Origin of the sequence: Porphyromonas bobii (genome assembly GCF_943169685.1) — a bacterium.
Lineage (GTDB): Bacteria > Bacteroidota > Bacteroidia > Bacteroidales > Porphyromonadaceae > Porphyromonas > Porphyromonas pasteri.
The window spans coordinates 42,461-63,600 of record NZ_CALPBU010000009.1; the positions used below are offsets into that span (position 1 = coordinate 42,461).

Annotated in this window: 13 protein-coding genes; 7 read left to right on the forward strand and 6 right to left on the reverse strand. The window is 54.8% G+C overall.

Annotated features, from left to right (window positions below; all coding sequences use genetic code 11):
- Positions 1–15: 15 nt before the first annotated feature.
- The 7 genes from KO088_RS08400 to priA all read left to right on the forward strand — a co-directional run bounded on the left by KO088_RS08400 (position 16) and on the right by priA (position 10,305).
- Positions 16–1,668: a RagB/SusD family nutrient uptake outer membrane protein gene (locus KO088_RS08400; RefSeq protein ID WP_215494359.1), complete on the forward strand. Its 1,653-nt coding sequence runs from the start codon at positions 16–18 to the stop codon at positions 1,666–1,668.
- 18 nt (positions 1,669–1,686) lie between these two features.
- The gene (locus KO088_RS08405) at positions 1,687–2,883 is read left to right on the forward strand and encodes a glycoside hydrolase family 18 (protein WP_215494360.1); all 1,197 of its coding nucleotides are present in this window, start codon (positions 1,687–1,689) and stop codon (positions 2,881–2,883) included.
- 26 nt (positions 2,884–2,909) lie between these two features.
- Complete coding sequence (locus KO088_RS08410) at positions 2,910–4,055, forward strand: BT_3987 domain-containing protein (protein WP_215494361.1); 1,146 nt, start codon at positions 2,910–2,912, stop codon at positions 4,053–4,055.
- Positions 4,056–4,680: 625 nt separating this feature from the next.
- On the forward strand, positions 4,681–5,271 hold the full coding sequence (locus tag KO088_RS08415) for a cob(I)yrinic acid a,c-diamide adenosyltransferase (RefSeq protein WP_215494362.1): 591 nt from the start codon (positions 4,681–4,683) through the stop codon (positions 5,269–5,271).
- The gene (locus tag KO088_RS08420; RefSeq protein WP_215494363.1) at positions 5,271–6,770 is read left to right on the forward strand and encodes a cobyric acid synthase; all 1,500 of its coding nucleotides are present in this window, start codon (positions 5,271–5,273) and stop codon (positions 6,768–6,770) included. The genes KO088_RS08415 and KO088_RS08420 overlap by 1 nt, the downstream gene beginning before the upstream one ends.
- A complete protein-coding gene (locus KO088_RS08425) occupies positions 6,767–7,807 on the forward strand; it encodes an aminotransferase class I/II-fold pyridoxal phosphate-dependent enzyme (protein ID WP_215494364.1) in 1,041 nt (346 codons plus the stop codon). The genes KO088_RS08420 and KO088_RS08425 overlap by 4 nt, the downstream gene beginning before the upstream one ends.
- On the forward strand, positions 7,804–10,305 hold the full coding sequence (gene priA / locus KO088_RS08430) for a replication restart helicase PriA (RefSeq protein WP_215494365.1): 2,502 nt from the start codon (positions 7,804–7,806) through the stop codon (positions 10,303–10,305). The genes KO088_RS08425 and priA overlap by 4 nt, the downstream gene beginning before the upstream one ends.
- An 80-nt stretch (positions 10,306–10,385) precedes the next feature.
- Here priA and dnaG read toward each other — a convergent pair whose 3' ends face one another.
- The 6 genes from dnaG to KO088_RS08460 all read right to left on the reverse strand — a co-directional run bounded on the left by dnaG (position 10,386) and on the right by KO088_RS08460 (position 21,021).
- Positions 10,386–12,503: a DNA primase gene (dnaG, locus tag KO088_RS08435; protein WP_215494366.1), complete on the reverse strand. Its 2,118-nt coding sequence runs from the start codon at positions 12,501–12,503 to the stop codon at positions 10,386–10,388.
- 26 nt (positions 12,504–12,529) lie between these two features.
- Positions 12,530–13,264: a 3-deoxy-manno-octulosonate cytidylyltransferase gene (gene kdsB / locus KO088_RS08440; RefSeq protein WP_215494367.1), complete on the reverse strand. Its 735-nt coding sequence runs from the start codon at positions 13,262–13,264 to the stop codon at positions 12,530–12,532.
- Positions 13,265–13,657: 393 nt separating this feature from the next.
- Positions 13,658–16,897 carry a carbamoyl-phosphate synthase (glutamine-hydrolyzing) large subunit gene (carB, locus tag KO088_RS08445; RefSeq protein WP_215494368.1) on the reverse strand — a complete coding sequence of 1,080 codons (3,240 nt, stop codon included), beginning with the start codon at positions 16,895–16,897 and terminating at the stop codon, positions 13,658–13,660.
- 25 nt (positions 16,898–16,922) lie between these two features.
- Positions 16,923–17,996: a glutamine-hydrolyzing carbamoyl-phosphate synthase small subunit gene (carA, locus tag KO088_RS08450; RefSeq protein ID WP_215494369.1), complete on the reverse strand. Its 1,074-nt coding sequence runs from the start codon at positions 17,994–17,996 to the stop codon at positions 16,923–16,925.
- Positions 17,997–18,278: 282 nt separating this feature from the next.
- Positions 18,279–19,571, reverse strand: coding sequence for a methionine adenosyltransferase (gene metK / locus KO088_RS08455; RefSeq protein ID WP_215494370.1), 1,293 nt, complete (start codon positions 19,569–19,571; stop codon positions 18,279–18,281).
- Positions 19,572–20,601: 1,030 nt separating this feature from the next.
- Positions 20,602–21,021, reverse strand: coding sequence for a hypothetical protein (locus KO088_RS08460; RefSeq protein ID WP_215494371.1), 420 nt, complete (start codon positions 21,019–21,021; stop codon positions 20,602–20,604).
- Positions 21,022–21,140: the final 119 nt, after the last annotated feature.

The window sequence follows — 21,140 nt, forward strand, 5'->3', positions numbered from 1 at the left end:
TAAAGAAGAAATGAAATGAAGAACTTCAAGAAATTAGTCCTTCCCGCTTTGGCGATGGCCTCAGCGCTGGTCTTCGCCTCCTGCAATCAGGAAGATATCAATACCAGCCGTGTCGGTGTTACCGATGAGGAGCTCAACCAGGGTGGTCTTGCTTATGGCTTGGCTATGATGAGCCTTCAGCGCTCGGTCATGCCTATCGGCGTCGCTGGCGAAACGGGGCCTGGTAATAGCATGCAGGTCCTCGAGCTTATCTCTACGGGGAACTATGTAGGCTACTACGGGAATAATAATAACTGGAACTTTAACACGGAAGGTACCTGGACGTTCACCAATGGACGTATGAGCATCCTCTACGGTCTCCTCTACGGGGATGTAGCGAAATCTTGGCTCCCCATCCACATCCAGGCAAGCCGTGCTAAGGATAACCTGCAGGCTCAGCAGGTCCTGGCGATGGCCAATATCGTGAAGGTTGTGGGTTGGCTACGTGCTACCGATGCCTTTGGCCCTATCGTATATACGAAGGCTGGTAGCGGTGACATCACGCCTACTCCTGACTCTCAGCAGGAGGTCTATAAGGGTATGCTTGCGGATCTGGAGAAGAGTGCAGCAGTCCTACGCGAAGCTCGTGAGTCCGTTCTCTCCCGTAATGATCTCGTCTATAACGGTGATGCCAGCAAGTGGGTTAAGCTTGCGAACTCCCTGATGCTGCGTATGGCTGTCCGTGTCCACTTCAAGGATGCCGCACTGGCTAAGGAATACATCGCAAAGGCTTTGGATGCTTCCAATGGTGGCGTTATTGAGACTACGGCTGACGAGGCTAAGATCGGTAACTCCGATAAGCAGCCTCTGGCACACCCAGCACTCATCTCTGTAGATCAGTACAATGAGACGCGTATGGGTGCTACTATCTGGTCTTACCTCCAGGGCTACAATGACCCACGTCTTGAGAAGTACTTCACGAAGGGTACTTACCGCAATATACCAGGCTACTACTTCCTCCCTCCGACCAACAACGAGTCGAAGAAGGAAGGTGCTAATACTGCTCAGTACGCTTCGAAGCCTAACTTCTCTACGGAAACGCCTCTCTACTGGTTCCGTGCTTCGGAGACGTTCTTCCTCAAGGCTGAGGCCGCTCTTTACGGTCTGATCTCTACGGGGACGGCACAGTCTTACTATGAGCAGGGTGTCCGTCAGTCCTTCGCCGAAGCTGGCGCTGGAGATGCTACGGCTTATCTGGCTCAGACGGGGGTATTGCCCGCTGCAACTACCGTAGCTTACAACCCTTACCTTTCGAGCAGATATAGCGATAACATCTCCTCTGGTAATGTCTCTCCCAACTGGAATGATGTAGATGCTACTCGTAACCTGCAGGAAGTACAGCTTCAGAAGATCATCACGCAGAAGTACCTTGCGCTCTTCCCCAATGCTTATGAAGCATGGACGGAATATCGTCGTACGGGCTATCCCTTCATCATGAAGCCAGCTGATACCGGAGCTCCTTCGCGTATCGGTGGAGATGCCAGCATGCGTGCTCCTGAGCGCTTCTCCTTCCCTGCATCAGCTTACGATAGCAACCCCAACCTCAAAGTCATCCCCTCTCTCCTTGGTGGTGTGGACCTCGGTAAGACTCCGCTGTGGTGGGTGCGTGACAATCGTCCTAATCAGTAACTCTAAAACGAATCATCTATGAAGATGCTTAAATATGCGCTTGTCGCAGCTATGGCCCTCGCCTCTGTCGCTTGTAGCAAGTGGACTGATGATGAGCGCTTGACCTTCGACAATCAGAAGGACCTCAAGCGAGCCATTCCCTTCATTGAGTTGACGAGTGCCGATCAGCTCACCGCAGAGCAACAGAAGTATTACAGCGAGCTCCGTGCATGGAAGCAGACGCCTCACGTACGTGGCTTCGGCTGGTTCGGTGGCTGGACGGCTAAGGGTACGGATCCACAGAAGTACCTCCGTATGCTTCCCGATAGCGTCGATATCGTATCTCTCTGGGGTACGCATGGCGAGCTGACCGAGGATCAGAAGACTGACCTCAAGCTCTTCCAAGACGTCAAGGGTGGTAAGGTCCTCCTTTGCTGGATTGTTTCTAATGTCGGTGACCAGCTTACTCCTAAGGGTAAGACCGCTACGGACTATTGGATCACGGAGAAGGGTGGTGGTGACTTCCTCGAAGGTGTCAAGGCTTATGCTAATGCTATCTGTGATACCATCGAGAAGTACAACCTCGACGGCTTCGATATCGACTACGAACCCTATTATGGTGGTTCTGGTAATCTGGCTACTGCTCTTCAGTCTTATGAAGATGGTGGTGAGACCTATCACTATGACTGGAAGAAGTATCCCGCTGCTGACTATGTAGGTGCAGAGGCAGATATCATTGATGCCTCTTCGGAGCGCAATATCGGTATGTACACCTTCGTCAAGACGCTCTATGATCGTCTTCACCCCAAGGGCCGAATCATCCTCTTCGACGGTGAGCCTTATAAGCTCTCCACCGAAGCCTCTAAGATGATTGACTTCTATGTCTATCAGGCTTATGATGAGTCTACGACTTATGCAGCTCTGAATAAGGTTCGTCAGGGCTCGAAGCTCGACAACTGGGAGGGTAAGACCTTCCTCACGCTGGAGTTCCAGAAGTACTCTAAGACGGGTGGTTTCCCTCGTTATACGAGCTCTAACCCTGAGATTCAGAAGCTGGATGCCGGTCGTCAGATCATGGACTATGCTACGATGCTCATGCCTAATGGCAAGCGTATCGCTGGTATCGGTACTTATCACATGGAGCTTGATACGGAGGGTGGCAGTTATCGCTTCCTTCGCCAGGCTCTCAATGCCGGTAATCGCGTCAGCGACACCCAGAAGGCAGACTTCCAATAATGGCTAATAGAGAAAACAAGAGTTTGATGAAAAGAATAGTATATGCGCTCCTCGCAGCAAGCCTTCTTGGTAGCTGTCAGAATGAGCTTTACAACGATCCCGCAAAGGATCATCAGAGCGAGCAGGGGATCTATATCCACGGTCAGGAGCAGACGCAGATCTTCCTCCTTAGTGGTGCATCGCAGGATGCAAATGGCCCTCGTGTAAGCCTTGTCAAGCCTGCTACGTCTACCGTCACGGTGAACTTCTCCGTCGGCTCACAGGCACAGCTCGACGCTTATAACGCTAAGAACGGGACGAGCTACAAGCTTCTTCCTTCGACGATGTATGAGCTTCCTGCTTCGGTGACTATTCCCGCAGGTCAGACCTCGGCTTCGATCCCCGTCAAGCTGAAGGCAGTTACCTTCTCAAGTGGTGAAGTCTTCGCTCTGCCCATCCAGCTGCAGGGGAGCAATCCTCACGCTATCGGCGGTCAAAGTGAAGCGATCATCGTCGTCGACCAAGCTACCGAGACGAAGGCTCTCAGCATCAATACGGGCAATGAGATCGCTGCTTACTTCGCAGAAGATATCCTTGTTCCCCAGTGGACGATGGAAGTCATGGTCAAGCGCAGCAATATCAATGGTGCACTTGCTGGTACGAAGTTCGTCGGTGCTTCGGATGACAAGAGCGAAATCTACCCTGTCGTCGGCAAGGATGGTTCGTTCTTCCGCACGGGTGGTACTGACCTCTCGCTCTCGAAGGATATCATGCCTCTCGAAGACAACAAGTGGTACATGTTCTCCTTCGTCTATGACGGGGCGAACGTCTCAGTCTACTGCAACGGCCGTCAGGTGCTTTCGCAGCCTGTACGCGATGGAGACTACAAACTTGGTGGCTTCTGGCTCAGCACCACGCGTGGTCTGATGCGCGAACTGCGATTCTACAAGGTCGCACGTACCCCAGCTCAGATCGCAGCAAACGTCTGGAAGACGGTTGATCCTAAGGATACGAACCTCGTAGCATACTATCCTATGAATGGTAAGAAGTATGATCCTGCTACAGGTAAGGTCACGGAGGATGAGACTCAGATCTGGGACTGGTCTGCTGGTGCACACCACTTCCCCAGCCTCCAGGGTGCTACCTTCGTCGACAATGCAGGTAAGCCCTTCCGCTTCCCTGTTATGGAGTAAGCCTCTTCGGTAATACTTCCCTCATGATCCGCCCCTCGAAGGTCCGTCCTTCGAGGGGCGGATTCTTTTTGGAGGGAGGAGAAAGGGGGAAGAAGAGTAGGGGAAAGCAAAGCCTCTCCAAGCTACTTCCCCGAGCGCAATAAGGTGTATGCTTCCCAAGGGTATATACCCTCCTTCCAAATGTCATATTACTTCTCACTGAATGTTATATTACTTTCAGTCAAATGTTATATTACTTCTCACTGAATGTTATATTACTTTCGGTCGAATGTTATATTACTTTCTGACGGAAGTTATATTACTTCTCTCCGAATGTTACTCTACTTCTTCCAGAAAGTAGAGGTATTTCTCCCGAAAAGTAGAGGTATTTTCATTGAAAAGTAGAGGTATTTCTGAGGGAAAGTAGAGGTGTTTTTTTCAGCGAGTCATTGAAGAGGATAGAGACGGGGCAATGGAAGGGCGAATGAACAGCTTTTGCTTCGCTCCGAAGGTGCTTCGAGGGGTGGGCGTGAGTAGTGCTTCATTCACTTGCTTGGTGAATGCCTTTGCACACGTGCTATACGGTGGAATTGCGCTATTTTTGTCGGGGCGATATCCGCCCAACCTCAAGCTTACACGACAAGTAATGGCAAGAATAATGACCAAAACCGGAGACAAGGGAACCACCGGAATATTCGGTGGCGAGCGAGTCCCCAAAGATGATCCACGTATCGAAGCTAACGGTGCGATGGACGAACTCAATGCCCACCTTGGATTGATAAGAGCCCACATCCCTACGGAAGATCCCCGTCACCGCTTCTTCGGCGAAGTGCAGATGCGCATCATGCAAGCCATGAGCCTTATCGCTACACGTAGCGAGCGCCGCGAAGAGAATCCCAACCACTTCGACCTGCAGTGGGTCGAGGAGTTGGAAGCTGAGACGGCGCGTCTGATGGCTGAGATCCCAGAGAATGGCTTCTTCATCCTCCCGGGCGGCACGATCCTCTCGGCCGAAATGCAGCTGGCACGCACCGTCGCACGACGTGCCGAGCGCCGCTTATGGACCTTGGAGCGACTGGATCCACTTCCCGAGGGGCTGATCCCTTGGGTCAATCGAATGAGCGACTGGCTCTTCGTCTCGGCCAAATGGGAGATGCATCAGCAGGGCTGGCCAGAAGATCGCTGGCAGGCCTTCAGCTACAAGCGCAAGAAAAAGCAGCCAACCCCCGCTGAATAATGGATAAGATCGAGAGCAAACGACTGGCACCGCTGATGCTCGTCGGTACAGGAAGTGACGTGGGGAAGAGTATTCTCACGGCCGGATTTTGTCGCATCTTCAAGCAAGATGGCTACAGACCTGCACCGTTTAAAGCGCAGAATATGGCTCTAAACTCCTTCGTTACACCCGAGGGATTAGAGTTGGGCCGTGCGCAAGCTGTGCAAGCTGAGGCCGCAGGTATCCCTTGTCATACGGATATGAATCCTGTGCTTCTCAAGCCCAGCTCAGATAAGACGTCCCAGGTCATCCTGCATGGGCGCCCCATCGGCAATAAAGATGCGTACCAATACTTCCGTACCGTGGGGCGAGGTGAGCTTCGTGGCGAAGTGCATGCTGCCTTTGATCGCTTGGCTTCTCGCTACAACCCCATCGTACTCGAAGGTGCAGGGAGTATCTCCGAGCTGAACCTCCAGGACTCGGACATTGTGAATATGCCGATGGCTGCGTATGCTGGCGCTCGGGTAATCCTTGTCGCCGACATCGATCGTGGAGGAGTCTTCGCCTCAGTCTATGGCTCGATCATGCTGCAGAAGCCTGAGTGGCGGGAGCTGATCGTAGGAGTCATCATCAATAAGTTCCGCGGTGACCTGCGTCTTTTCGACGAAGGGCGCCAGCTTCTGGAGTCACTTTGCGGCGTGCCTGTACTTGGAGTCGTACCGTACATGAATGACGTGCACATCGAAGAAGAGGATTCCGTCGCCCTCTCCAAGCGAGCTTTCTCCGCTCAGCAGGGGAAGGTCAATGTGGCAGTCGTATTGCTTCGCTACATATCCAATTACACCGACTTCGCGCGCCTCGAGCAAGATGAGCGCGTTCATCTCTTCTATACGAACAATGTAGAGGAGCTGCAGCAGGCAGATATCATCATTGTGCCTGGGAGCAAGAGCACCCTCTCGGACCTGTATGAGCTGCGCCGCAACGGAGTAGCTCAAGCTATCATCCGCGCTCACCGTGCAGGGAAGACGATCCTCGGTATTTGTGGCGGGTATCAGATCTTAGGCCAAGAGGTTTACGACCCAGATGGGGTAGAGGGTGACTTAACTCGTCTGCCAGGCTTAGGCTTGCTCCCGATCGCAACGGAGATGGCTGCCGAGAAGGTAACTACACAAGCGACCTTCACTCTCATCGGTAGCGACGTCCCCTGCAGTGGCTATGAGATCCATATGGGGAGAAGCCGTGTCGTAGATGGCTTCGATGCCTCGCCCTTAGTCAAGATGTCTGATGGCCGTCTTGAGGGCTACTGCGTCGGAGATCATTGTATGGGCACCTACCTGCATGGCATTCTTGACAATGAGATCTTTATCGAGCGACTGCTTCAGCCCTTCGCTGAGCGCCTTCATGAGCAAGCTGCGGGGCAAGACTATGCCACCTTCAAGGAAACTCAGTACGACAAGCTCGCCGAACACCTCCGCCAGCACGTCGATCTGGAGCGAATCTATCAGCTACTTGAGCGATGAGAGACGGACACGGCGATGACCTCCACCGCTATGAGCGGATACGTGCGAACTTCAGCTCAAATGTAACGAGCCTCACGGACCCGACTTCGCTGCGGGAATACCTCAGAGGAGAGATCGATCGTATTGGTTCGTACCCTGAGCCTACGGCAGCTTTACTTGGGAAATCGCTTGCGAAGCATCACGGATTAGCTGATGGCGAGGTGCTCGTGACAAGTGGTGCGACCGAAGGGATCTACCTCATCGCACAGGCTTATCGAGAGCTTGTACATTATTATAGCCCTGATCCGACCTTCAGTGAATATAGAGATGCGGGAAGACTCTTTGCACGTGAGCAGCGTGAGCTGGAGACTTTCGAGCCCGGTCAAGATGCTCCTGCGGGAGTCTATTGGCTTTGCTCGCCGAATAACCCTACGGGGCAGGTCTATTCGCAGGACTTCTTAGAGTCACTTTGGAGTCGCTACCCGCAGATCTACTTCGTCATCGATAGCTCCTACAGCTACTTCACGGAGGCTGCTCTTCCTGATCCCCAAGAAACCATACGGCGCTTCCCCAACGTGATCTTTGTCGCTTCGCTCACGAAGCGCTATGCTATGCCGGGATTGCGCTTGGGATACGTGATGGCACACAGTGAGGTCATCGACCGACTAAGCGAATACGCTGCGCCGTGGTCAGTTGGATCGCTCGCCATCTCAGCAGGAGAATGGATCGTCCGTAATGACTTCCCGCACCTACTGGACCGACGTCAGCTCTTTGTAGAGAGTGAGCGTCTATGGAATGCCATCAAGTCGCTCCCATACTTCGATCCTCAGCCGACGGATACGCACTTCTTCCTTGTGCGTTGTACTCATCCAGCGATAGGAAGTGGAGCCGAGCTGAAAGAGATCTTAGCGCAGCGCTACGGGCTTTTGGTTCGTGATGCGACGAACTTTGGCTACTCTTCCCCCACGATACGTATTGCAGCGCAGCGCCCCGAGGAGAATGATCTGCTCATCGCTGCACTTACCGAGCTCTCCTCTTCACTTAAGCTTACTTTATGATCCGAGTAGAGGTCATCATCCCCTTAGCCTTAGATGGGCTCTTTAGCTACGCTGTTCCCGAGGCGCTTATTAGTGAAGCGCCTGGATTCAGCGTGGGTTGTCGAGTCGTTGTGCCCTTTGGTGGCAAGCGATACTATACGGGGGTGGTCTTCTCTATGGATAAGGAGGCGGAGATATCGGCATATAAGGAGGTCGAGCAAATCCTCGATTCTGCTCCGATCATCCCCGAAGCTACTCTGAAGCAATGGGAATGGATGGCATACTATTATGCCTGTCCGCTGGGCTCCATCCTTCGAGATGCGCTTCCCTCAGGACTACTTCCCGAGAGCAAGACGATGCTTTCGCTTGTGGAAGGCTTTGAGGCAGAAGACGCACTTCCTCATGCGGAGCTACTCATCTTAGATACACTTGCCGAGAAGGGGGCGATGACGACGGAGCAACTGGAGCGACTTGTCGAGCGAAGACTTACTCGCCCGCTCCTCCATCTCATAGAGTTGGGAGCGGTACATACTGAGGAAGCGCTCCAGCCACGCTATCGTCCGAAGCTCGCCCGCTATCTTCGTCTTGCCCCCGAATATCAAGAAGATGAGGGAGCTCTATCAACTCTCTTCGATGGACTCTCTCGTGCGCCACGGCAAGCTGAGCTATTGATGGCCTTCCTTGAGGCGCTTCGAGAGACGGGACAAGATCATTCAGGCGCCTTACACCGCTCCGTCTTGCTCGAAGCCGTGCCAAAGAGCGAAGCACAACTACGTGCTCTCATTGAGAAAGGTATCTTGGAGCAGGTCTTAGAGCCTGTAAGTCGACTGCGAGCAGTGGAGCCTTCAAGCAGAGAATCCTCTATTGCTGATATAGAGCCATTGACCCATCCCGTGACACTCTATTATGGGCATACGGCAGAGGATAAAGAGCGCTATATCTTGGGGCAGATCGCTGCGACTCTGGCTCGTGGTGGCCAGGTGCTCTATCTAACGTCTTCGGTGCATTCGGTCCCTTCGGCAGCTGGCTTTATGCAGCGACTTGCCGAGATCGCAGGAGCCAATTACTATCCCTATCATAGTCTCATCGGTGAGGCGGTGCGAGTGGAGACGTACCTTCGTCTCTCTAAGCTCGATGGCCCTGCACTTGTCGTGGGGACACGTTCGGCTATATATGTGCCGCTTCCTCGCTTATCTCTGGTTATCATTGACGAGGAGCAGGAGTATCTTTATAAGCAACAGCTCGTAGCTCCACGCTATCATGCTCGCGATGTTGCTCTTTGGCGAGCACACCAATCAGGGGCTCAAGTGCTCCTTACTTCCCTAACACCTTCGGCAGAAGTACTCTTCCATGCCCTGCGTGGAAAGTATCAGCTACTACGTCCCGAGTCTTTCCCAGCGGAGACTAGTTCGCAATCCCAGCAGGTATTACCCACCATAGAGCTCATTGATCTTAAGCGCCTACGGCAGCTACGTGAGGTCGAGTGGGGACATACGCTGACGCCCTACCTCCTTGAAGAGATTCGCTCCACGATAGCTCGAGGTAAGAAGGTTCTACTCCTACAGAATCGTCGTGGCTACGCTCCTTATGTGACGTGCGATGCCTGCCAAACCCGCCTGCTGTGCCCGAACTGTGATGTGAGTCTTACTTATCACCGCACTCGCGCAGCGCTACTCTGCCATTACTGTGGTTACACAGCTACGCTACCCGAGGCTTGTCCGAGCTGTGGAGCCATTGAAGTCGCGACAAAGTCTGGTCTTCGTCCTGCGCTTCGTCAAGTAGGATATGGCATCGAGCGTGTGGAAGAGGAACTCAAGGAGAAGCTTCCCGCCTATGAAGTGCTACGTATCGACAGCGATACCTTTTCATCGCAGAAGAAGCGTATGGAGCTACTCGAGCAGATCGAGTCGGGAAGTGCTGAGATTCTCTTGGGTACCCAGCTTATACGCAACCAACCGATATGGGAGGGTATTGGCTTAATTGCCGTTGTACAGCTTGATGCTGTCTTAGGTGTACCAGACTTTCGCTCGGAGGAGCGTGCCTATCAGCTGCTCCATCAGCTTAGACTTCGCTCCCGTGCTCCTCGGGAAGACTGCCCTCGCTACTTGATCCAAACGAGTAGTACGGAGCAAGCCTTCATCAAGGCGCTGCAAGTAGGTGACTACGATGCCTTCATCAATGAGGTACTTGCGGAGCGTGAAGCAACGAACTTCCCACCATTCACTCGCCTAACGCACCTTTGGCTACGAGGGAAGGATGAGCGCTTACTGGCCTCTGCAGCCTTAGTCCTCTCGCAGTATCTCAAGGGACTGCTCCCTAATGAGCGCGTAACGGATCCACAGATTCCTGATTTAGCTCGCTTGGAAGGCTACTACCAGAGGCAGATCGTCATACGTCGTCCTTTCCAGCAGTCCTACCGAGAGGAGCGCGCAGCCTTTGCTTCAGCACTACAGCAGCTACGGCTCTCCATGCCCGAGAGCAAGCGTCTGCAGATCTTCTTCGATGTAGATCCCCTCTAACTTCCTCGCGAAGCGCTCCTATACGACAAGGGCGAAGGCTTACCATAAGCCTTCGCCCTTGTTGCTTTGATGTGGGGTAGTTATCCAATGATTGTGCGTTCACCGAGGAGGTCGGAGAGGCGACGCTTCTGGACATTGAGGCGCGTGATCTCGGTCATACACTCAAGGATCTTTGTGCTGTCACCTGCTCGCTGGGCTTGCTTGATCTCCTGATGTAGCCCGTCAATGAATCGCACTAAGAGCGCCATCTTATAGCTGTTGCAAGCGCGTAGGGCAAGTGAACCCAAGTAGCGAGCTTCTTTGCGGGCTTCTTCTTCGCGCTCTTCCTCTTCGCTGAGGATGCGGGAGGAGAAGGAGCTACCAGCCCCACCGATGTGGAGATCTTGGTCGGGGCGGTATTCTAAGAGATCGCTCTCGGCAAGGAGAGCTGTCGTAATCTCTCGGAGTGGCGCCTCGGGATGGTTGGCAAAGTAGGTCGCAGGGGAGATCTGCTTCTCGAGACACTCACTGCGAAGCTCAGCCATGAAGCGGGCAAAGAGTGGGGAATACTCTTGGTCTGCGCCGACCATGATGAGCTCGCGCTCGATGAAGTAGCTGAGGATAAAAGTAGAGTCCTGCTCGGGATAAATCTCGTCTTCGAACTCTGGAGTACCCAAGCCCTGGGGGATGATGATCTCACGATCGCTGTAGAGTAGGAGCAGCTGCATGAGTTCACGCTCGAAGGGCTTGATACTTTCTTCGACGACCAGCGGGCTGAGATATTCATCGGATGACGGAGCAGGCTCGGTGGGTGTCGGCTCCGTGAAGGGCGGAGGGACAGGTGCAGATGGAGTCGGGGGAGCGACTGGCGCTGTACGCTGCGGGGAGGTGAAGCCCTGAGCGGTCACACCTTGACGTCGGAGCTTATTGACCTCGGACTGCAGGAGCTCTTCGCTCATTCTCAGAGCTGTCGAAGAGCTTTGTATCAGCACAGCACGCTGGATGGTGTCGGGGATGAGTGCGATGCTGCGCATGATGTCGGATATCAGCTCAGCTCGGCGCAGGGGATCCCGCTCCATCTCCTCGTGATAAAGGTCGATCTTGAAGTGAATGAAGTCCGTCTCGTGCTCATCCAAATAGGCTTGTAGCTCGGTATTGCTGTGGCTACGTGCGAAGGAGTCGGGGTCTTCGCCATCGGGCAGGAGCACGACCTTGATGCGGAAGCCTTCCTCCAGCAGGAGATCAATACCACGCAGGGCGGCCTTGATCCCCGCGGCATCGCCGTCGTAGAGCACGGTGATGGTCGTGGTGAAGCGACGGATAAGGCGTATCTGATCGATCGTGAGGGCTGTACCTGAAGAGGAGACGACATTCTCAATCCCCGCCTGATACATAGATAGGACATCGGTATAGCCTTCGACGAGGTAGCACTTGCCGAGCTTGGAGATCGCGCTCTTTGCCCAATAGAGGCCGTAGAGCTCACGGCTCTTCGAGTAGATGAGGCTCTCGGGGGAGTTGACGTATTTGGCGGTCTTAGCCGTCTTACTCATCACGCGCCCACCGAAGGCTACATAGCGCCCACTGAGGTTGCGCACAGGGAAGATGACGCGCCCACGGAAGCGGTCGATAGCCTTGCCGGGGTGGTCTTCATATTCGATGGATAGTCCGACTTCGGCGAGGCGCTTCAGCGGGTAGCCCGACTTGATGGCTTGCTCCGTGAAGGCAGTCTTCGACTCGGGGGCGTAGCCGAGGCCAAAGCGCTCGATGGTCTCAGGGCGGATGCCACGCTCGCGGAAATAGGCAAGTCCCACCGTACGCCCTTCCTCGGTCTCGGTAAGCTGCGTCTGGAAGTACTTCGCTGCGTAGTCATTGATGATGAAGAGGCTCTCACGCTCGCTATTGCGCTGCTTCTCCTCTTCGCTCTCCTCGCGCTCGACGACCTCGATATTGTACTTCTTCGCCAGGTACTTGAGCGCATCCGAATAGGAGAGCTGCTCGTGCTTCATGATGAAGTTCAGCGGCGTACCGCCTTCGCCACAGGAGAAGCACTTGCAGATATTCTTAGCAGGATTGACGTAGAAGGAGGGATTCCTATCGCTATGGAAGGGGCACAGCCCGACGTAGCTCACACCTTGGCGGCGTAGGCTGATGAAGTCGCTGACGACATCGAAGATCTGTGCGGAGTCGAGGATGCGCTGTCGGGTCTGCTGATCGATCACGGTCGGGAGGAGGCTATGGGGAGGGATTAGAGTGGAAGGCGCTTGAGGTCTTCGGGCGTATCGATGCCGATGGACTCTTGGTCAGAGAGCATAACACGGATGCGCAGCCCAGCCTCGAGCCAACGGAGCTGCTCGAGACGCTCGTTCTCCTCCAGTGGGGAGGCGGGGAGGCTCTGTATCTTCGGGAGGACGTGGGTGCGGAAGGCGTAGAGCCCGATGTGCTTGAGGAAGGTATGTTCCTTCGCCCAAGGCCCTTCGACTGAGCGGAGATAGGGGATGACGGAGCGACTGAAGTAGAGTGCATAGCCCGTGGAGGTGCTACGCACGAGCTTGACGGCGTTCGGGTTAGCCAGCTCTTCGTTGGTCGCCGTGGAGGGGAAGGGCTGGGCTAAGGTCGCCAGATCTACCGAGGGGTCGTCGAAGGCCGAGATAAGGAGTCGGATCTGCTCGTCGGCGATGAAGGGCTCATCTCCCTGTAGATTGATCAAGACATCTGCGGGCTCTCCGAGGAGCTGGTAGGCTTCGAGGCAGCGCTCGGTGCCCGACTGGTGGTCGGGCGAAGTCATCACGGCGCGGTAGCTCCGCTCGGTGACCGTGGAGAAGATCCGCTCATCGTCGGTGGCGACGACGACATCGGGGCACACAGCGAGGGCGCGCTCTACGACACGGATGATCATAGGCTTACCCCCGATATCTACGAGGGGTTTGCCTGGGAATCGGGTCGAGGCGTAGCGGGCGGGTATGATGGTCAGGATGCGCATAGCTTGAAGTTGCTTGATTGTCTTGTAGTCGGTGAAGCCTCTGCGGACTCACTGTGCAAAGATACTATCATTCGTGGAGCATCTCGCAGTGCGGGCTGATGTCGTGCCGAGGCGAGTGCGAAGCGAGTGGATGCCCGTCGCTTTATCGCGTGAGAGAAGGTGAATAGGAGCGCCCATAGCTTGGGGAAACCCCTGCGTATATGCGCAAAGAAATTTTCGCATATACGAAAATTTATCGCTGTGTGCACAGAGATTTATCGCCGCATATTCAGCGCCTTCTCAGTGGGTATTCCCGAGGCTTTTTAGCCTTCCTCTTCCCGGTCAGAAAGACCATCCCCCTGAAGCACTCTGAGGAGCCTCCAGGGGGATGAGCTATTAGGGAGAGCCTTGCGCTTACTTGTACTCGGCCCAGCTCTTGATCTGCAGATCCTCGATGGGGAGCGTGCAGAAGGCGGTGATGAAGGCCGAAGCCAGACGAGCGTTGGTCAGCAGCGGGATGTTGAGGTCAATGGCCGCGCGACGCAGACGGTATCCGTTGGTGAGCTCGCCAGCGGTGAGGTTCTTATTGATGTTCACCACCATGTCGATCTTGCGCTCATGCAGGAGGTCGAGGGCTTGGGGCTGCTTCCCTTCGTCGGTAGGCCAGAAGACCAGCGTAGAGGGGATGCCGTTCTCAGCCAGCATGTCGTGCGTACCCTGCGTAGCGTAGAGCGCATAGCCCTTGTTGTGCAGGAGCTGGGCTGCATCGAGCATGTCGACCTTCTGCTTGTAGCCACCCGTGGAGAGGAGGACGGAGCGCTGGGGGATGCGGTAGCCGACGGAGAGCATTGACTTCAGTACCGCTTCGTTCGTATCGTCACCGAGGCAACCGACTTCACCCGTACTCATCATGTCGACGCCGAGCACAGGGTCGGCCTTCTGCAGGCGAGCGAAGGAGAACTGCGATGCCTTGATCCCTACATAGTCGAGGTCGAAGGCGCTCTTATTGGGCTTCTCAACTCGTTGCCCGAGCATGATGCGCGTGGCGAGCTCGATGAAGTTAATCTTCAGCACCTTGCTCACGAAGGGGAAGCTGCGTGAGGCGCGGAGGTTACATTCGATGACCTTGATCTCGTTGCCCTTGGCGAGGAACTGGATATTGAACGGCCCCGAGATGTGCAGCGCTTCGGCGATCTGGCGGCTGATGCGCTTGATGCGGCGTACCGTCTCGACGTAGAGCTTCTGACCTGGGAACTGAATCGTAGCGTCACCCGAGTGCACTCCTGCGAACTCGATATGCTCGCTGATGGCGTAGGCGACGATCTCACCGCGCTGGGCTACGGCGTCGATCTCGACTTCCTTAGCGTGCTCGATGAACTGGCTCACCACGACGGGGTGCTCCTTGGATACATCGGCAGCCAGCTCGAGGAAGCGGTAGAGCTCTTCTTGGTTGGAGCAGACATTCATCGCTGCTCCCGAGAGGACGTAGCTGGGACGCACTAAGACGGGGAAGCCAACCTCGGCGATGAACTGGTCGATATCCGAGAGGCTCGTCAGCTCCTGCCAGCGGGGCTGGTCGATGCCGAGCTCGTCGAGCATGGCGGAGAACTTGTGACGGTCCTCTGCATTATCGATGTCCTCAGCCTGCGTCCCGAGGATGGGGATGCGCTGTGAGTGGAGCTTGAGAGCGAGGTTGTTGGGGATCTGTCCACCCGTAGAGAGGATGACACCGCGTGGTGTCTCCAGATCAAGGATGTCAAGTACGCGCTCGAAGGTTAGCTCATCGAAGTACAGACGGTCGGTGATATCGTAGTCCGTGCTGACAGTCTCGGGGTTGTAGTTGATCATCACCGAGCGGTAGCCTTGCTCGCGGATCGTCTGCAGGGCGTTGACACCACACCAGTCGAATTCTACCGAGCTCCCGATGCGGTAAGCACCCGAGCCGAGGACGACGACGGAGCGTCCGTCTCCCTCATAGTTGATGTCGCTGTGCGTGCCGCTATAAGTGAGGTAGAGGTAGTTCGTCTCTGCGGGATATTCGGCTGCAAGCGTATCGATCTGCTTGACGACGGGGACGATGCCCAGCTGCTTGCGCTGGGAGCGCACGGCAAGGGCTTCCTTGTCCCCAGCCTTCACGCCCTTATCTGCGAGGACGAAGCGTGCGATCTGGAAGTCTGAGAAGCCCTGACGCTTGGCACGAAGCAGGAGTTCGTAAGGGAGCTTATCGATAGCAGCGACTTCACCGAGGCGCTGGGAGGTGCGGACGATACTCTGGAGCTTGTCGAGGAACCAGCAGTCGATCTTCGTCAGCGCATGGATTTGCTCAATGGTATATCCTGCGTGCAGTGCCTGGCTGATGGCGAAGACACGCGTGTCGGTGGGTGCCTTGAGTGCCTTATCCAGCTCGTCAGCGGGGATCTCCTTCGTGTTGTTGCCTACGAAGCCGTGCATGCCTTGGCCGATCATACGCAGGCCCTTCTGCATCGCTTCCTCGAAGGTGCGGCCGATAGCCATGACTTCCCCGACGGACTTCATGCTACTGCCGAGCTCACGAGATACGCCGTGGAACTTCCCTAAGTCCCAGCGAGGGATCTTGCACACGACATAGTCCAGTGCGGGCTCGAAGAAGGCGGGGGTCGTGCGCGTCACGGAGTTCTTCAGCTCAAAGAGTCCGTAGCCTAAGCCAAGCTTAGCAGCGACGAAGGCCAGCGGATAGCCCGTAGCCTTAGATGCCAAGGCCGAGGAGCGCGATAGGCGTGCATTGACCTCGATGACACGATAGTCTTCGCTCTCGGGGTCGAGGGCGTACTGCACATTACATTCCCCGACGATGCCGATGTGGCGCACGATACGGATGGCGATCTCGCGGAGCTTGTGGTATTCGTTATTCGTCAGCGTCTGCGAGGGAGCGACGACGATACTCTCACCGGTATGGATACCGAGTGGGTCGAAGTTCTCCATATTACAGACGGTGATACAGTTGTCGTAGCAGTCACGTACGACTTCGTACTCGACTTCCTTCCAGCCCTTGAGGCTCTTCTCTACGAGGACCTGAGGGGAGAAGGCGAAGGCCTTACTGCATAGCTCGTCAAGCTCAGCTTCGTTGTCGCAGAAGCCGCTACCCAAGCCACCGAGAGCGTAGGCGGCACGGATGATGACGGGGTAGCCCAGCTCTTGGGCTGCACGGCGTGCATCTTCGGTCGTCTCTACGGCGTGGCTCTGGATCGTCTTGACGCTGATCTCATCGAGCTTGCGAGCGAAGAGGTCACGGTCTTCCGTGTTCATGATGGCCTCGACGGGCGTACCCAGGACCTCGACGTTATACTTCTCGAGGACGCCGCTCTGATGGAGTGCTACACCGCAGTTGAGAGCCGTCTGTCCACCGAAGGCAAGGAGAATTCCCTGAGGACGCTCCTTCTCGATGACCTTCTCGATGAAGAAGGGGGTGACGGGGAGGAAGTAGATCTCGTCAGCAATGCCTTCGGAGGTCTGTACCGTGGCGATGTTGGGGTTGACGAGTACGGTGCGTATCCCCTCTTCGCGCATGGCCTTGAGTGCCTGTGAGCCGGAGTAGTCAAACTCGCCAGCTTCACCGATCTTCAGTGCTCCCGATCCGAGGAGCAGTACCTTCTGTATCTTATTCTTGTCGATCATTGTCTCGTGCTATTGGGAGGGGTAATTAAAGCAGGTTGAGGAACTCCTCGAAGATGAAGAGCGTATCGGTCGGGCCACTGCAGGCCTCGGGGTGGAACTGAGCAGAGAAGAAGGGCAGGCGCTCGTGGCAGATCCCTTCGTTCGTGCCGTCATTGAGGTTGACATACTTCTCACGCCAGCCCTCGCCGAGGGTGGAGGCATCTACGGCATAGCCGTGATTTTGGCTGGTGATGAAGCAGCGGTTCGTACCTACCTCGCGTACAGGCTGGTTGTGGCTACGGTGTCCGTACTTCATCTTGCTGATCTTTGCTCCTGCAGCTGCGGCGAGGAGCTGATTGCCCATGCAGATCCCGCAGATAGGCTTCTCCTTAGCGAAGGCCTTGCGGATATGCTCGACGGTGACGCTACACTTATTGGGGTCGCCAGGGCCATTTGAGAGGAAGAGCCCGTCGAAATCAATCTGATTGAAATCATAGTCCCAGGGTACGCGGTAGAGCGTGATCTCTGGGTGGATGAGGTTGCGGACAATATTGTTCTTCGCACCGCAGTCTACGAGCACGACCTTCTTAGGGCCATTACCATAGATCGTGACCTCCTTGGGAGAAGCTTCAGCTACAAGATTACGTGCGTTGGGGTCATCAAACGGGATATCTTCGCAGCCCTCGAGGAGAATCTTCCCCTTCATCGAGCCCTTTTCGCGAAGGGTCTTAGCGAGCTCACGCGTATCAATGCCCGTGAGGCCGAAGACCTTCTCACGACGGAGCCAGTCACCGAGTGAGCCCTCAGAGTTCCAGTGGCTGTACTCCTCGGAGTAGTCGGAGACGATGATCCCTAAGGGATGTATCTCATCACTCTCGCGGAAGAAGGCTATACCGTTTTCATCGTGCTTGGGAGAGGGGACGCCGTAGTTACCTACCAGAGGGTAGGTCATCACGAGGATCTGGCCTCGGTAGCTGGGGTCCGTAAAGCTCTCGGTGTAGCCCGTCATGGCGGTGTTGAAGACGACCTCGCCTGCTACGGGGGCTTCGTAGCCGAAGGAATACCCCTCGAAGCGACTGCCGTCATCGAGGATTAGGGTAGCTCTCTTGTAGTCTTGCATAGGATGGATACTTTGTGAGAATGGAGTGTAGAAGGGATTGCTCGAGGCTTTTATAAAGAGAAAAGCCGTCTACCAAGCAGAGCTTGACATCCGGCTTTCTTATATCTTGTGTCGCTCGTGGGGAGCGAAGACCTCAGTATCATTGACGTGATTAGTGATGCTACGCAGGGCCTCTTTAGCTCTGCTTTGCACGCAAAGATAGCTAAAAAAGCGGAACCGCCTCGCCCCTTGCTCCACGATCGAAGTGGTAGCGAGAGGGGCGAGGCGGTGCCGGTAGGGGGATTAGAGACCGAAGCGCTGGCGGAGCGTGTCTACGTAGTCCAGCTTCTCCCAGGTGAAGAGCTCGACTTCGTGGGCGACATTGCCACGGCTATTCGTCGAGAAGTACTTCGTGACCTTGCGAGGCTCGCGGCCGAAGTGCCCGTAGCTGGCTGTCTCACGATAGATAGGAGCACGGAGCTTGAGACGCTGCTCGATAGCATAGGGGCGGAGATCGAAGACCTCGTCTACAAGCTTGGCGATCTCTGCATCGCTGAGGGAGACGTGGCTCGTCCCATTCGTGTTGACGAAGATGCTGATAGGCTCTGCAACCCCGATAGCGTAAGCGAGCTGTACGAGGACTTCGTCAGCGACGCCAGCAGCGACGAGGTTCTTCGCGATGTGGCGAGCAGCATAGGCTGCAGAGCGGTCTACCTTAGAGGGATCCTTACCCGAGAAGGCACCACCACCATGGGCAGCCTTACCACCGTAGGTGTCGACGATGATCTTACGCCCCGTGAGACCAGTATCTCCGTGGGGACCACCGATGACGAACTTACCCGTGGGGTTGACTAAGAGCTTCGTCTCGCTGTCGAAGGCACGCTGTACATCCTCAGGGTAGCGCGCTAAGACACGGGGTAGGAGTACGCGACGGATATCCTCCGTGATGCGTGCCTGCATCTCAGCATCAGCGATGGCCTGTGCTTCGGCAGTCGCATCAGCAGGCTGGATGAAGTCGTCGTGCTGGGTGCTGATGACGATCGTGTCGATACGCAGGGGCTTACCTTCGTCGGAGTACTCTACCGTCACCTGGCTCTTAGCGTCGGGGCGAAGGTAGGGCATGAGGTGAAGCTCTTCCTTGCGAATGCGAGCGAGCTCCTCCAGGAGGGCATGGGAGAGGTCGAGGGTAAGAGGCATCAGAGAGGGGGTCTCACGGCAAGCATAGCCGAACATGATACCCTGATCCCCTGCACCCTGCTCCTCGGGAGCGGTGCGCTCGACCCCGCGGTTGATGTCGGCACTCTGACCATGGATGGCTGAGAGTACGCCGCAGCTATCGGCGTCGAAGCAGTAAGCGCTCTTGTTGTAGCCGATCTCACGGATGACGTCACGTGCGATGTCCTGCAGCTCTACATAGGCGTCGCTCTTGACTTCGCCTGCCAGCACGACCTGTCCCGTCGTGACGAGCGTCTCGCACGCTACCTTGGAGTGCGGGTCAAGCGCCATGAAGTGGTCGAGGATGGCGTCCGAGATCTGGTCGGCTACTTTGTCGGGATGTCCTTCTGAGACGGACTCAGAGGTGAAGAGATAACTCATCTTATATTGATTGAATGGGTTGGTTAAATATGTCCCGTGCCCTTGGGTGGATGCGAAAAGACCTCAGCTGCGTTGAGGTGGCAACCAAGGTCGAAGCGCTAAGTCTGTCGTAAGGGATGGGAGCTAAGGTATTGGCTCTATCTGGACGACGGGTTTAGCATTTTTTCTCGTGGTTGCAAGCATCTCAAATCTATCCACGTCCCACCGATGGGGCACCATTTTCGGCTGCAAAGTTAACCTTTTTCTTGTTATTTCACCTACGCAGTATAAAAAGAGTGTAGCGGCTCCGTATCAAAATGAGAGGGGAGTATCGTGCCCGTTTCTACCACGAAAAGGTAGATCCTTCGGTGAGATAGCCCCCTAAGGAGATTGTTGCACAGAGTCCTGTTTCCTATTTAGAGTGCTAAGGCATCGTGCGCCCAGCTCCCCGCTACACCTCTCCGAAGTGACCGAGCAAGCCCTACGCCTTATCACATATATTCCTCTTATCCTGCGAAGGGAAAAGTGTCCTTCTCGTGAAGGGAAAAGCGCCTTCACGTAGTGGTTTTTCAGCATCTATGCACGTAGTCTTAAAGACTAGGTACGTAAATCCAAATGTCCACGTACGTAGATATTAGAGCCACGTACGTAGCCCAAACTTATTTGCCACTCGTCCACAACTTTTATCCCTACGCGGAGCAACAACCTACTCTATATAACCATCAAATGTGCAGCAGTAAATAAGCCTCTATTATGACAAGCTTTCAGACTCCGCACCTTCATACTTGCTAACACAGCAGACGCTCTTCGCTCGTTGTGGGCGTGGACTAATTCGGTAGGAGGAGACAGAGTGTACCTTTCTCGGCTTTAAGATTAAACAATTGAGACCATATAGATTGATACGCCCCCTTCAGGGATGTGCTTAAGAAAAGCCTATAGGAGAGGGCTGATACCAAGCTCTTGCTCGGCTACAAAGGAAACGCCCTGCTCGCACATCTGTGCGGGCAGGGCGCCGTCCTCTTCTTAGAAGATATAGGTCTGTGGAAGTGATTTACTTCTTCTTACAGCAGGACTTTGTGGTGTCTTGAGTCTTAGGGTGGCATACAGGGCAAGCCTTATCGGTGCAGTTAGCGTGGTTGCCTTGACTCTTGCAAGTTGACTTCGTGGAGTCTTGTGCCGTCTTATCGTGGCACTTAGAGCAAGTCTTCTTGCTGCTCTTAGCTTGCTTGCCATCAGTCTTGCAGCAGGACTTTGTCGAGTCTTGCACTGCAGCGTGGTGTGCTTCGCATACCTTGGCACCTTCGGGTGTCGAGCAGGCTGCACCTGCTTTGCAGTCACACTGCTTGCTCTTGCCTGAGCAGCATTTGGCTGTAGCTTCCTTCTTTACTGAATCCGTCTTGGCGGGGCTTTGGGCGGAGAGGCTGGTGCCGAGCGCGAAGATACACGCTGCAGCGAGGATGAACTTCTTCATTATTCTTGGTAATGAATTAAATGTAATGAGTGATTAGAGATTATTTAAGGGCAAAGGTAGTGAAATTGCTTAGCCGTGTTATCTTATTGGTAAATGGAGCTATTGATGCTATATATATA